Here is a 13,179-nt window from a genome sequence, read left to right as displayed (position 1 = left end):
ATAGGCAAGGCACCGCGGCTCCAGGCGTCTGATCGTTGCGTGGTGGTTTCTGATTCGTCATGCGCCAGGCGCTGCTTTATACTCTGCGCCCTTTTGATCGATCCCGTCGATCAATCCCTTTTAGCCAATCTCTTTTAATCCATCCCTTCAACCAGGTTAGGTGCGCGAATGAGCGGCGGTGATTTCCCAGCAAGCAGCAGCGAGGCGCAGCCGCGCCCGCCCCGGCGTGAGTTCAAGGCGCGGGGGAGCTTCGTGATCCGCTGCCCGGGATGTAACCTGCCCAAGCTCAACTGCCTGTGCCCCTACAAGGTGAGTGCTGAAAGCGAGGCCCAGGTGTGGCTTTTGACCCACACTCTCGAACACTACAAGCCCACCAATACCGGGCGGCTGATTGGCGATGTGCTGACGGACACCCAGGTGTTCACCTGGTCGCGCACCGAGGTCGACCCGCGCCTTGAGGCGCTTCTGGCCGACCCGCGCTATGCGCCGTTCGTGATCTTCCCCGATGACCAACCGGACTACGCCGAGCGTGTAGTGAGCATCGAGGCGGTACACACGGCGAAAGCCGACGCGCGGATACCGATCTATATCATTCTGGACGGCACCTGGCGCCAGGCGCGGCGCATGTTCCGCAAGAGCCCCTACCTCGATGGGTTGCCGGTACTGCCGCTGCACACTGATCGCGAGACCCGCTACCGGCTGCGCAAGCCCGCCTCCAGGGCGCACCTGTGCACGGCAGAAGTGGCGATCGAGCTGTTGCGCCAGGGAGGTGACGAGGAGGCGGCCAGCGTGCTGGATGATTACTTCGACGTCTTCAACGAAAGCTACGCGGCGAGCCGCTTTTATCGCAGACTCGATGAGCCCACCGCGGCGATGCAGCGGCTTCTGGCAAAGCGTTGAAGAGGGAGGGGAGGTTCAGGTTTTCGTCTCGTCGGGCAGCCAGCGACGCAGCACTTTACGCACCCAGTACCAGCGGTTGATCAACAGCGCGAGAAAGATCAGGCTGCAGCCCAGAAGCTGCAGGACCGTCATGGTCTCATTGAACCACCACGCTGCGATCAGCGCCGTCCATACCGCCTCCAGCATCAGAATGACCGACGCGTGGCTTGGCGTGGTCATGCCCTGCGCCTTGATCTGGATGAAATAGCGCAGCGAACTTGCCAGGATCACGCTGGCCAGCAGCCAGCCCAGAATCGAGGTGCTCATGGTCACGGACTGGCGCTCGAACAGCAGCGAGACCAGGGTCAACACCGTGCCTACGGCGAGAAGCTGAAGCGTGGTGAGCGGCAGTGCCGCGACATTGCGCACCACTCGGGTGTTCACGTTGATCAAGAGCGCAAAACCGAGCGCGGCGCACACCATCAAAAGCTGGCTCATCTCGATGCGAAAGCCTGCGTTCAATGAAAGGAGCCCGAAACCGATCAGGGCAACGGGCAGGGCGATCCAGGTGGTGCGCGGCGGCTTGTCGCCAAACAGCAACAGCCCGATGACAGGCACCATCAGAATCCCGAGGCTTGTGATGAACGCGCTTTCGCCTAGATGGCTGGAAAAGCTGAGCCCCATGATCCAGAAACCGGTAGCCACGCTGAACAGAAATCCAACCAGAACGCCTCGGCGAATACGCCTGGCCGGCATGCGGGAAAGCGAGGGCCAGGCAAAGCCCAGGAGGATCAGCCCGGCGAGCAGAAAGCGCGTGCCGATGAACAGCAGCGGCGGCATGCCGGCCAGCGCCTCCTTGGAGAAGATCCATCCGCCGGCGGCCATGAGCGTCACCAGCAGGAGCAGGACATCCGCCTGCCAGGGTGCGCGCTGAATGTTATTCATGCCGCGCTGCCAAACAGGGCCCCTGCGATCCGAAAGCCCGCCACCCACGTGCCCACCGCCGAGCCCAGCGTAGCCAGAATGAACACCAGAAGCGTGCGCGAGACGCGGTTCTTCCACCAGCCTTTCAGCGCCGTCACATCGTGTCTGAGCGAGGAGAAATCGCGCACCTTGGGCTTGCGCATGTAAAGCTCGACCCCGGCGGCGACAAACCCGGCGCCTATGGTGGGATTGAGCGAAGTGAGCGGGGCGGCGAAGAAAGTGGCGATCACCGTGACCGGATGGGCAAGGGCTACGATGGTCGCCCCGCCCGACAGGATGCCGTTGATCAAGAACCATTCCAGCACCAGCTGCCAGCCAAGCTCGGTATTGCGCGAAAAGCCGATGGCAAAGCCGGTAATCACCAGCGCCGTGATGATCCAGGGCAGGGCTTTCCAGATTCTGGAAGGCGGCGGCGTGGCTTCCAGAGCCTCGCGCTCGGTTTTAGGATCGTCAGGCAGCGGTGCGCTCAGGTGTTCCGTGGTGCCTTTCAAGTGCCCCGCACCAAGGACCACCAGCACGTTCTTGTAGCGCCCGGGCGGGGCCTGCTCGGCCAGACGCAGCGCCATGTAGCGGTCGCGCTCGCGAATCAAGGGGTTATACAGATTTTCCGACTCCGCGGCGAATTCGCTGAAGGTAGCTTCCAGCATGTCGCCCTCCTTGAGCTTTTCGATCTCTTCCTTGGAGACGTCCTGACGGGACATGACGCTGCCGATGAGCCCGGAAAACAGCGAAAAGCGCTGCCACCAGGGCACGTTGCTGTAGATACGTTTTAATGTCACGCCGACGTCACGGTCGATCATCATCAGCGGCAGGCGGTGCGTCTGGCTCGCCTCGACCGCCGCGCGCATCTCCGCCCCCGGCTGAATGCCGGACTGCTCGGCGATGCGTTGCTGGAACGCACCCAGCGCCAGGCTGGCCGCGACCATGCCGGCCTTGCCTTGCTTGAACACCTGGAAAAGGTCCTGCTCGCCCATGGCGTCGGGGTTGGTCATGCTGTGGTGGCGGGCATCGCAAAGCTCGATGGCCACGGCATCGAAGGCACCGCTATCCAGCAGGTTCGTGACATCTTCAGCGCTTTGTACCGACACGTGCGCAGTACCCAGAAGCGTATAGCAGGTGTCTGCCACCTGAATGGCTTTCAAGGGGCCGCTGGTGGCCGGCAGCGCCTGGGGCGTCTGGTCCTGTGGAGATGGATCGTCTTGAATCATGGTTGTCTCGCTAAAAAATGATAACGCCCTAAGCCTTTAGCGGCGCCAAAACGCGGGGGTAAACAGCACAAGAACCGTGAAGATTTCAAGGCGGCCCAAGAGCATCGCCAGCACCAGAATCCACTTGGCAAGGCTTGGCATGTCGCCATAGTGCTGGCTCGCCTCGCCAAGGGCGGGGCCCAGGTTGTTAAGCGCCGACCCCACGGTGGACCAGGCGGTAATCTGATCGACGCCGGTGGCCATAACGCCCACCAGCATCAAGAAGAACAGCATCACGTAAGCGGAGAAAAACCCCCACACGGCCTGGGCGATACTGTCCGGTACGCTCACCTTGCCCACCTTGACGGCGATCACGGCGTTGGGGTGGATCAGGCGCATCACCTCGCGCATGCCCTGCTTCAGGATCAGGATGATCCGAATGACCTTCATGCCGCCGGCGGTCGAGCCCGAGCAGCCGCCGATAAAGGCGGCCACAAACAGCATGAAGGGCAGCGCCCCGGGCCAGCCGGAAAAATCCGCCACCGCAAAGCCTGCTGTGGTGGCCACCGATACCACTTCAAAAAGGGCGTGGCGAAAGCCCTGGAAGGTATCGTAGGTGCCGGTAAACCAGAGAGTCAGCGTGGCGATGGTGACCAGCCCCGCCAGGAAAAGCATCAGAAAACGCGCTTCCGGGTCCTGAAAATAGTGCAAAAGGCGCTTTTCCCGCCAGGCAATGAAGTGAAGGCTGAAGCTGAACGCTGAAATCAGCATGAAGCCCACGCAGATAAGCTCGATGGCGGGGCTATTGAAGTAGCCGATGCTGGCATCGTGGGTGGAAAAGCCGCCGATGGCAACGGTCGAGAAGCTATGACCGAGCGCATCGAACCAGTTCATGCCTGCCAGCATGTAAGCTACCAGGCAGGCGAAAGTGAGCGTGGCGTAGATATACCAGAGGGCCTTGGCGGTTTCCGTGATGCGCGGGGTCAGCTTGGAGTCCTTCAAGGGCCCCGGGATTTCGGTACGATAAAGCGCCATGCCGCCGACACCGAGCGTTGGCAGAATCGCCACCGCCAGCACCACGATCCCCATGCCGCCCAGCCACTGAAGCTGCTGACGATAATAACGTATCGACTCGGGCAGAAAGTCGATGCCGGTAATCACCGTGGCGCCCGTGGTGGTCAACCCTGAAAACGACTCGAACACCGCATCGGTGAAGCTGAGCGCGCTTTCACCAAAGAGCATCAAAGGGATCGAGCCGAAAAACGCCAGTACCGTCCAGAACATCGCCGCGATGATGAAACCGTCGCGAATACGCAGCTCCTTTCGGGCGCGCAGGTTAGGCAGATAAAGCAGCAGCCCGGTCATGGCGGTAATCGTGATGCCGCTGGCGAAGGCATACCAGACCCCATCGCGAAACCAGAGCGACATCAGCATGGGGGGCAGCATGGTGAGGCTGAATAGCATCAGCAACAGCCCTAAAATGCGTAGAATGACCCGCAGGCTCATGGAATCGAACGGCTCCTGGACAGTGTTAAAAACATCGGACGCTTAAAAGAATGTGAGACCGACCTGGAAAAGCCGTTCCACGTCGCGGATCCGGCGCTTGTCGATCACGAACAGAATGACGTGATCGCCGCTTTCCACCACCGCCTCGCCGTGGGCGATGATCACCTCCTTGCCGCGCACGATCGCCCCGATGGTCGTGCCCTCGGGCAGGTCGATATCGCGCACCGCCCGGCCCACCACCTTGGACGAGTGTCTGTCGCCGTGGGCGATGGCTTCGATGGCCTCCGCCGCCCCCCGTCTGAGCGAGTGCACGTTGACGATATCCCCTCGGCGCACGTGGGTCAGCAGGCTGCCGATGGTCGCCTGCTGAGGCGAGATCGCGATATCGATATCGCCGCCCTGGACCAGGTCCACGTAGGCGGCGTTGTTGATCAGCGTGAGCACCTTCTTGGCCCCCAGACGCTTGGCGAGCAGCGACGACATGATGTTCACCTCGTCGTCGTTGGTCAGCGCGCAGAAGATGTCGCAATCCTCGATGTTCTCCTCTTCCAGAAGCCGCTTGCTGGTGGCGCTGCCGTGAAGCACCACGGTGCGGTTCAGCCGCTCGGAGAGAGTGGTGCAGCGCTCGAGGCTGTGCTCGATGATCTTGACCTGGTGGCTGTGCTCGAGGTGCTCGGCCAGGCGCTCGCCGATGTTGCCGCCGCCGGCGATCACCACCCGGCGAAAGCCCCGCTCGACCCGTCGAAGCTCGCTCATCACCGCGCGGATGTCGCGCCTTGCGGCGAGAAAGAACACTTCATCGTCGGCCTCGATGACCGTGTCGCCCCGGGGAATGATCGGCCGGTTGCGCCGGTAGATCGCCGCCACCCGGGTATCCACACTCGGCATGTGGCGGCCCAGAAAGGCCAGATCCTGGCCCACCAGCGGACCGCCGTAGAACGCCTTCACCGCGACCAGCTGCACGAGCCCGCCGGCGAACTCGAGCACCTGAAGGGCACCGGGGTGCTCGATCAACCGGCGCACGTGGTCGGTGACCACCTGTTCGGGGCTGATCAGCACATCGATGGGAATGGCCTCGTGGGCGAACAGGCCCTTGCGGGTCAGATACGGCGTGGCGCGAACCCGAGCGATCTTGGTGGGGGTACGAAACAGCGTGTGGGCGACCTGGCAGGCGATCATGTTGACTTCGTCGGAGTTGGTCACCGCGATCAGCATGTCGGCATCTTCACAGCCGGCCTGGCGCAGCACGATGGGGTAGGAACCGGCGCCGGTGACGGTGCGAATATCGAGCTTGGTATGCAGCTCACGCAGCTTGGCCGCGTCCGTATCCACCACGGTGATATCGTTCTCTTCACGAGCGAGATGTTCGGCCAGCGTGCCGCCGACCTGGCCGGCGCCAAGAATGATGATTTTCATGGCTGAATCGGTTCCGTTAAATGCGCCGGCGCGTCATGAATAAAAGAGTTGAGAAGGCGCTGCAATAAAGACGGCGGCCAGTGTAAACCAGCCGCCGTCGAAAAGCAGTGGGCAATCAATCCAGCGTAAAGCCGACTTTCACCGTGACCTGCCAATGAGCCACTCGGCCGTTCTCGATATGGCCGCGGGTGTCGACGACATCCAGCCAGCGCATGTGGTCAATGGATTCAGACGCTTTAGCGAGCGCGTTTTGAACGGCATCTTCAATGCTGGTTTCAGAAGAGCCGGTGATTTCTACATGCTTGTAGATATGATTACTCATGTGAACTCCATCCTTGTCGTTGATTGGCGGCTTCAAGCACCCGTTTGCGTTGGGCGCTTTTCCAGTCTGGCATAAAAAAAGCCATCGTGACTATCTTGTTGCGAAAAGAGCTGACGACCGTGGCCGCTGGCCACACCCCAGGCCACATCCGTGGGTGTGGTGACGTGTGCATCCGGAGTGCGCCCGACAAACGCCTCGATCTGTCGGGCGTTTTCATCGGGCAATACCGAACAGGTAGCGTACAAGAGCGTACCGCCCGGGCGTAGCAGGCCCCACAGGTTATCCAGGAGCGTGCCCTGTAGCTTGGCCAGTTTCTTGATGTCGCTTTGGCGGCGCAGCTTCTTGATATCCGGGTGGCGGCGAATGACCCCCGTTCCCGAACACGGCGCATCCAGTAAAATAGCATCGAACAGGGCGCCGCTCCACCAGTCGCGCTCGGCGGCGTCGGCATGAATCAGGCTGGCGCTGACGCCCAGCCGGTTGAGCGTATCGTCCACCCGGGCCAGACGCTGGTTGTCGCTGTCAATCGCGGTCAGGGCGATCTCGAACTGTTCCAGCAGATGGGCGGTCTTGCCCCCGGGAGCGGCGCAGGCGTCCAGCACGTGGGCGCCGGGGCGGGGGGCGAGGGCGGGGCCCAAAAGCGTGGCGCTGAGCTGGGCTGCCTCGTCCTGAACGCTGACCAGCCCCTCGCTGAAGCCCGGCAGCGTCGAGACATCGCAGGGGCTTTGCAGAGTAATACCGTCCGGGGCGTGCAGGCACAAGCGCGCCTCCAGGCCCAGATCCATCAGCTTGGCCAGATACGCCTCGCGGTCGAGCTGGCGCTGATTGACGCGCAGCGTCATGGGGCCGGGCTGGTTGTTGGCCTCGATGACACCCTGCCACTGCTCGGGCCAGGCCTCGCGCAGCACGTTCACAAGCCAGGCCGGGTGCTCAAGCGCCACGCTTTCGTCACGGTCCACCTCGGCTTCGAGCGCTGCGGTTTCGCGCTGCAGCCGGCGCAGACAACCGTTGAGTACCCGTGTAGCCCATTCCTTTTTCAAAAGACGCGCGGCCCCGGCGGTTTCCCCCACCGCCGCGTGAGCAGGAATGCGCATGTAAAGAAGCTGATAGATGCCGATCAGTAAAAGTGCGTAGACATCCTGGTCGCGCTTTTTGAACGGCTGCTTGAGAAGCTTGGCGGCCAGGGCTTCAAGGCGCGGCAGACGGCGGCAGGTGCCATAGCAGAGCTCTTTTAACAGACTGCGATCGCGGGTGATGACGCTGTGCTCGTCAAGACCTGCAAGCGAGCCCTGTTCGTTGAGTACGGGCGCAAGCGCCCGAGCGGCGGCGGCGCGCACTTCCTGGCCGCTGCCTTCCTGGGGACGCTGGGTACTCATGAGCTCTCTCCTTGGGACATGACGTCAACTGGCTTGCCCAAACGCTTGCCGGGCACGAGTCTTGGGTGGTTGGCGTTGAGCAGCGCGCTTGCCGGCAGCATCTTGGCGCCAGGCAGCTGGACGTGGCTGATACAAAGCACTTCATCACCGTTTTCCCCGCAGGCAACCCGCAGGTGATCACTGCCGTGGTCCAGCAACGTGCCCGGGAGTGACGAGGGCTGGGTCTTGCCTTCCACGTAAGCCATGTAAAGGCGCAGGCGATCATCGCCAAGGGCGCACCAGGTCACCGGCCAGGGATTGAAGGCGCGGATTTTCCGCGCCAGCGTTTCGGCGCCTTGCTGGAAATCGAGTTCGGCCTCGGCCTTGCTCAGCTTGGCCGCATACGTCACTCCCTGGGCCGGCTGAGGGGTGGCATCGATGCGGTTTCGGGTGAACCTGTCCAGCACGTCCAGAAGTGCTTGAGCGCCTTTCTGGGCCAGCTGGTCGTGCAGCTCGCCGCCGGTGGTGTGGGCGGTAATCGGCGTTTGCACTTCATGGAGCATGTCGCCGGTGTCCAGGCCTGCATCCATCTGCATGATGGTGACGCCGGAGACACTATCGCCGGCTTCGATGGCGCGCTGCAACGGCGCGGCGCCGCGCCAGCGAGGCAAGAGCGAGGCGTGGACGTTGATGCAACCAAGGCGCGGTGTATCCAGCACGGCCTGGGGCAGCAAGAGCCCGTAGGCCACGACCACCATGATATCGGCCTCCAGCGCGGCAAGCTCCTCCTGGGCGGCGGCGTCTTTCAGGCTGAGCGGCTGATAGACCGGCAGGTGGTGATCAAGCGCCAGGCGCTTGACGGGGCTTGGGGTGAGCTTGCGGCCACGGCCCGCCGGGCGGTCGGGCTGGGTATAAACGCCTACGACCTGATGGTGGCTTTCAAGCAGGGCGGCAAGGTGTGATTCGGCAAACTCAGGAGTGCCTGCAAAGACAACGCGCAATGAGGACATGTAACGACCTGTTCGGGATGCTTTTCAGAAAATAGGGCGAGGACAGGGAAAAGCCGCCCGGTGGGCGGCTTTCGAGTGCTCAGGCGTCCTGCATCAGTCTGTGACGCTTTTGCATCTTCTTCATGACGCGGTCGCGCTTCAAGGAGGAGAGGTAGTCGACGAACAGTACCCCCTCCAGATGGTCGTACTCGTGCTGAATGCAGTGGGCAAGCAGCCCCTCTGCTTCAAGCTCGTATGCCTCGCCGTTGCGGTCCAGGGCGTTGAGCTTGACCTTGAGAAAGCGCGGCACTTCGGCATAGTACTCGGGAATGGACAGACACCCTTCGGAGAGCGGCGCTTTTTCATCACCGATCGCTTCGAAGCGGGGGTTGATCATCACCAGCGGCGAGGCGCCCGCCTCAGAAACATCCATCACCACCACGCGGCGGTGAACGTCGATCTGAGTGGCGGCCAGGCCGATGCCGCGGGCGTCGTACATGGTTTCCAGCATATCATCGACCAGTTGGCGGACGCTGTCATCGACGGTCTCTACCGGCTGCGCCCTGGTCCGCAGGCGCTCATCGGGAAATTCGAGAATTGGACGTTTGGCCATGGCGTTACAATCACCGTTATCAAATCTGGGGTTAACATCTGCTTTCAGGGCCAGCGTAAAATGCTGACTTGCACTCGCCTGAATTGGGCGGGCGCGTCCATGTGCTTTACTATAGGCCACTATACCACGCAGGCGGAACTGTTGGGCATGCTCGCCTGAGGGTCTTCTACCGCTTTCACTGTTTCATGGGGATCGCTATGGCCGTTGAAAAGTCCCTTCGTTATAGCGCTCTCATCGCGCTGGTACTGGGTCTTACACTTGCAGGCAGTGCCGCACAGGGCTGGGATCGCATCCGAGACGACGCCCCCGAGCGCTACGTGGTGGTGCAGGGCGACACACTCTGGGATATCGCCGCACGCTTTTTACGTGCCCCTTGGCAGTGGCCTGCGCTTTGGCAGGCCAACCCGCAGATTCAGGACCCGCACCGCATTTACCCTGGCGACACCATCGTGCTGGGCGACTGCGCCGGGGTCCCTTGCTTTGACCATGAGCCGGGGCGGGCGGTCGTGAAACTTTCACCCCGCGTGCGCACCATCGAGCCCCGCGAAGCGGTGGCACCGCTGCCCCGGGAAGTGGTCGAGGTGTTTCTGCGTCAGCACCGCGTACAGGAGGCAGGCCAGCCGTTCAACGAGCTTGGCTACGTGGTGGGTGGCGAGAACCAGCGCTTTATCAGCGGCGCAGGGGACACCCTTTACGTCCGGGGTGAGCTGCCACGGAACACGCCCTTGGGTATCTATCGTCCCGGCGAGCCCTACCTTTCCGCCAACGGCGAGACGCTGGGACGCGAACTTGTCTACATTGGCGAGGCGCGCTTCATCAGCCAGCAAGATGAGATCGCTCGCGTGCAGGTACTGCGTGCTCAGCAGGAGGTGCGCAACAACGATATCCTGCTGACCCTGGACGATGCGCTCGAGGAGGACTTTCAGCCCCGAGCGCCGCTGGGCGAGATGGCCGGACACATTATCGCCGCTCCCGGCGGGGTACGCTTTATCGGTCGTCTGCAGATCGTGGCACTCGATCTGGGAACCGAGGACGGCCTGCAGCCGGGCCACGTACTGCAGGTGGACCAGCAGGGCGAACTCATCAGCGACCCGCGCACCAATGAACTTTTCCAGCTGCCCAACAACCAGAGCGGGCTTTTAATGGTATTCAAACCCTATAGCCGGATGAGCTACGCCCTGGTGATGCAGGCGTCCAACGTGCTGGCGGTAGGGGACGAGGTGCGTACTCCCGAGCGCTAGATCCCTGGGTTCCGCGTCGACGGGTCATACGACCTCGCGTCCAAAACCGACAGACCCCTGCGTCTCATGAACAAGAGAGGGCTTGAATGGATGTAAATGCGTGGCTTGCCGTGGAAGCGCTGCCCGGTATGGGCGCTCATCGAATCAACGCGCTGGCCAGGCGCCGGCCCAGCTGGCCTCACGGGTGGCTGGCAGCGCTCCCGGGGCCTGCGGCCAGCGCGCTCAGGCTCTGGCTGGATCACCCATCGAAAAGCCCGCTGCAGGCGCGTATCGATACGACGCTCGACTGGCAGCAGGGCGGGCCCAACCGCCACGTGCTTCACCGCCATCATCCCGCCTGGCCCAAGCTGCTTGACGAGCTGCCCGACCCGCCGCCGGTACTCTGGGCGCTGGGCGATCTTGACGCGCTCAAGGGGCCGAGCATTGCCATGGTGGGCACCCGCAAGCCGACACTCGAGGGCGGGCGTAATGCCCAGGGCTTTGCTCGCGAGCTTGCAAGGCGCGGCTGGTGCGTGGTGAGCGGCATGGCGCTGGGCGTGGACGGGGTGGCCCAGCAGGCCGCACTCGATGAGGGTGGCGCCACCGTGGCGGTGCTGGGCTCGGGGGTCGACGTGATCTATCCTGCCAAGCATCGCGCGCTCTACGCGCAGCTGAGCCAGACCCCGAAGGCTTTGATTCTGGCCGAACACCCGCCGGGCACCACGGCTCGGCCCGCCTTTTTCCCCAGGCGCAACCGTATCGTGACCGGCCTTTCGCTGGGCACGCTGGTGGTCGAGGCCACAGAGAAAAGCGGCACTCTGGTCAGTGCGCGCCTGGCCGTCGAGCAGGGCCGAGAGCTTTTTGCCCTGCCCGGCTCGATTCACAACGTGCAGGCGACGGGCTGTCTTTCGCTGTTGAAAAGCGGAGCCACACTCGTGCGTCATGTCGACGACATGCTCGACGAGCTTTCCCACTGGGCGGGGGAGTATATGCCACAGGTTCCTGAATCGCCGGTTGAACCTCAGGCCGGGCGCCAGGTCCAGAGCAATACGCAAGCCCAAAGCCCGCCGCCGGACGCGCTGCTCGCTGCGCTCTCATCGACCCCCACGCCGATCGATCTGCTGGTGCAACAGACCTCCCAAAGCGTGGGTGAATGTCAGCAGCGGCTCTTGATGCTGGAGCTTGACGGCTATGTGGCCCAGCAGGCCGGCGGCTGGGTGCGCGTGCTCTAGGCCGTGATAACATGGCCGATAGCGGTTGGTGATACGTGATGAGCGCTTTCAAAGGAGGCCTTGATGACATCCACGGTGACTATTCAACGCACAGCACAGACGCTGCAAGAGGGCCACGTGGTGGCCTGTCCCACCGAAGCGGTGTGGGGGCTCAGCTGCGACCCGGACAATGAACAGGCATTGACGCACCTGATGCGCCTGAAAGAGCGCGATCCCGCCAAGGGGGTGATTCTGGTGGCCGCGAGCATGCAGCAGTTCGGCCCTTGGCTGACAACGCTTCCGCTTGAGCTGCACGCCCGGCTTGTGGCCAGCTGGCCCGGTCCGCACACGTGGCTGGTGCCGGACAATGGGCGAAGCCACGCCCTGGTGCGCGGCGCCCACGGCTGTGTGGCGCTGCGGGTAACCGATCACCCGGTGATGAAAGCGCTTTGCGAGGCGTTCGGCGGGCCGCTGGTGTCCACCTCGGCCAACCGCGCTGGCGAGCCGCCGGTCATGAGCGCCGATGAGGTTCAGGCGCTGTTCGGCGAGGAGCTGGGCGCCATTTCAGAAGGTGAGCTGGGCGGCCAGGCGCGCCCCAGCACCATTCGCGACCTTGCCACGGGCAAGGTACTGCGCGCCTAGCCATGACCACATTCCTGCATGACGCCATGGTGGCGCGCCTGGGCCATGCGCGAACTACGCAAAACCCCGGTCCTTTCCCGCTGGACGGGCTGGTGCGCAATATCCACGGCGACTTCACCCCGATGATGTGCGGCGGGATCAGTGCGCTATTGCTTCAGATGCTGCACCCGCTGGCGCTGGCCGGGGTGTGGGATCACTCCAATTTTCGCCACGATATGGTGGGAAGGCTCAGGCGCACCGGTGACTTTATCGCCACCACCAGTTTCGGCACGTTCGAGCAGGCCGAAGAGGCGATTGCCCGGGTCCGCCGGGTACACGCCCACGTATGCGGCCACGCCGCTGATGGCAGGGCGTATGCGGCCGACGACCCGGATCTCCTCACCTGGGTGCACGTGGCGGAAATGAGCCGTTTCATGGCCGGGCATCTGCGCTATCGCAACCCCCAGCTTGGCCGGGCCGAGCAGGATCGCTACTTTTTCGAGACCGCCTGCATTGCCGAGGCCCTGGGGGCGCGCAACGTACCCGATAGCCGCGAGGCAATCGAGGCGTATCTTCAAGCCAGGCAAAGCGAGCTGGTATTCGACGAGCGCACCCGCGACGTGGTGAAAGTGCTGCTGAGCGCCCCGCCTCGGCATGTGATCGTTCGCCCGGCCGGGGCGCTTTTCATGCGCGCCGGGATCGATCTCTTGCCTGAGTGGGCGGCGAAGCAGCTGGAGCTTGACATGTCGTCACTTCAGCGCCGGCTGGTGCGAGTGAGCATTAAAAGCGCGATGCCCATGATCAGCCGTGCGGTGCGAAGCGGCGCCTACCGACGGGCACTGATCCGTTTCCAGGCACGTTCCTGACGCTGACGGC

Annotated in this window: 13 protein-coding genes; 5 read left to right on the top strand and 8 right to left on the bottom strand. The window is 62.9% G+C overall.

The window, feature by feature from the left end:
* Positions 1-168: 168 nt before the first annotated feature.
* Positions 169-900 (top strand): tRNA-uridine aminocarboxypropyltransferase, encoded by a 732-nt coding sequence (locus tag ACWF8S_RS14020; RefSeq protein WP_447553987.1) that lies wholly within the window; start codon positions 169-171, stop codon positions 898-900.
* Positions 901-915: 15 nt separating this feature from the next.
* Here the strand turns inward: ACWF8S_RS14020 and ACWF8S_RS14015 are convergent, their stop codons facing one another.
* The 8 genes from ACWF8S_RS14015 to def form a co-directional block, all read right to left on the bottom strand.
* Positions 916-1,824, bottom strand: a complete 909-nt coding sequence (locus tag ACWF8S_RS14015; protein WP_447553986.1) for a DMT family transporter — start codon at positions 1,822-1,824, stop codon at positions 916-918.
* Entirely contained in the window at positions 1,821-3,071 is a 1,251-nt protein-coding gene (locus ACWF8S_RS14010) for a TraB/GumN family protein (protein WP_447553985.1), read from the bottom strand. Before ACWF8S_RS14010 ends, ACWF8S_RS14015 begins: the two co-directional genes overlap by 4 nt.
* Positions 3,072-3,107: 36 nt before the next feature.
* Positions 3,108-4,556, bottom strand: a complete 1,449-nt coding sequence (locus tag ACWF8S_RS14005) for a TrkH family potassium uptake protein (protein ID WP_447553984.1) — start codon at positions 4,554-4,556, stop codon at positions 3,108-3,110.
* Between the two features lie 42 nt (positions 4,557-4,598).
* Positions 4,599-5,972 (bottom strand): Trk system potassium transporter TrkA, encoded by a 1,374-nt coding sequence (gene trkA, locus ACWF8S_RS14000; protein ID WP_447553983.1) that lies wholly within the window; start codon positions 5,970-5,972, stop codon positions 4,599-4,601.
* A gap of 115 nt (positions 5,973-6,087) precedes the next feature.
* Positions 6,088-6,294, bottom strand: coding sequence for a dodecin (locus ACWF8S_RS13995; protein ID WP_447553982.1), 207 nt, complete (start codon positions 6,292-6,294; stop codon positions 6,088-6,090).
* A 32-nt stretch (positions 6,295-6,326) separates the two neighbouring features.
* The gene (gene rsmB, locus ACWF8S_RS13990; RefSeq protein ID WP_447553981.1) at positions 6,327-7,670 is read right to left on the bottom strand and encodes a 16S rRNA (cytosine(967)-C(5))-methyltransferase RsmB; all 1,344 of its coding nucleotides are present in this window, start codon (positions 7,668-7,670) and stop codon (positions 6,327-6,329) included.
* Positions 7,667-8,659, bottom strand: a complete 993-nt coding sequence (gene fmt / locus ACWF8S_RS13985; RefSeq protein WP_447553980.1) for a methionyl-tRNA formyltransferase — start codon at positions 8,657-8,659, stop codon at positions 7,667-7,669. Before fmt ends, rsmB begins: the two co-directional genes overlap by 4 nt.
* A 79-nt stretch (positions 8,660-8,738) precedes the next feature.
* Complete coding sequence (gene def / locus ACWF8S_RS13980) at positions 8,739-9,251, bottom strand: peptide deformylase (RefSeq protein WP_447553979.1); 513 nt, start codon at positions 9,249-9,251, stop codon at positions 8,739-8,741.
* 197 nt (positions 9,252-9,448) lie between these two features.
* Between def and ACWF8S_RS13975 the strand changes: the two genes are divergently transcribed.
* The 4 genes from ACWF8S_RS13975 (at position 9,449) to ACWF8S_RS13960 (ending at position 13,169) form a co-directional block, all read left to right on the top strand.
* Positions 9,449-10,492, top strand: a complete 1,044-nt coding sequence (locus ACWF8S_RS13975) for a LysM peptidoglycan-binding domain-containing protein (RefSeq protein ID WP_447553978.1) — start codon at positions 9,449-9,451, stop codon at positions 10,490-10,492.
* Positions 10,493-10,578: 86 nt separating this feature from the next.
* The gene (gene dprA, locus ACWF8S_RS13970) at positions 10,579-11,703 is read left to right on the top strand and encodes a DNA-processing protein DprA (protein WP_447553976.1); all 1,125 of its coding nucleotides are present in this window, start codon (positions 10,579-10,581) and stop codon (positions 11,701-11,703) included.
* Positions 11,704-11,766: 63 nt separating this feature from the next.
* Positions 11,767-12,324: an L-threonylcarbamoyladenylate synthase gene (locus ACWF8S_RS13965; protein ID WP_447553975.1), complete on the top strand. Its 558-nt coding sequence runs from the start codon at positions 11,767-11,769 to the stop codon at positions 12,322-12,324.
* Positions 12,325-12,326: 2 nt separating this feature from the next.
* Positions 12,327-13,169, top strand: a complete 843-nt coding sequence (locus tag ACWF8S_RS13960) for an oxygenase MpaB family protein (protein WP_447553974.1) — start codon at positions 12,327-12,329, stop codon at positions 13,167-13,169.
* Positions 13,170-13,179: the final 10 nt, after the last annotated feature.

This window comes from Vreelandella xerophytica (genome assembly GCF_968048975.1).
This window is presented reverse-complemented; position numbering and strand designations above follow the sequence as displayed.